The following is a 509-nucleotide window of genomic DNA, read 5'->3' as shown; positions in this document are numbered from 1 at the left end:
ACCAGTTTGTTGCATAATCTTGTACTTCATCCAAAGTATCAAATAAATGCTTGCTCAGCCAACTATAACGTATGGTCCGATTATAGCGTTCAATATACGCATTCTGCTGTGGCTTACCCGGTTGAATATATTCAATACGAATACCGTGCTCAGTAGCCCAGCGCACAAATTCGTGACTGATAAATTCGGGACCATTATCGCATCGGATCACTAACGGTTTTTCTCTCCACTCCAGCAATTGATTCAACGTACGAATAACCCTGATTGTGGGCAATGAGAACCCTGCTTCAATGGCTAGGCCTTCGCGGCGGTAATCATCAATCACATTCAATAATCGAAACTTGCGACCATCGGAAAGCTGATCATGCATAAAATCTAATGACCAAACCTGATTTTCTCGGATTGGTTCTTTCAATGGTTCAGGCGCATGCCGTTTTAGTCTTCTTCTCGGTTTAATACGCAGATTCAGTGCCAACTCACAGTAAATGCGGTAAACCCGCTTGTGATTC

At 43.0% G+C, this 509-nt stretch carries 1 protein-coding gene; it reads right to left on the bottom strand.

Features of this window, described 5'->3' with window-relative positions; genetic code table 11:
* Positions 1-509: DDE-type integrase/transposase/recombinase (locus tag HHA41_RS13060; RefSeq protein ID WP_168461970.1), on the bottom strand; the 509-nt coding region annotated here is incomplete at both ends.

This window comes from Acinetobacter sp. A1 (assembly GCF_012371315.1).
Classification (GTDB): domain Bacteria; phylum Pseudomonadota; class Gammaproteobacteria; order Pseudomonadales; family Moraxellaceae; genus Acinetobacter.
This window is presented reverse-complemented; position numbering and strand designations above follow the sequence as displayed.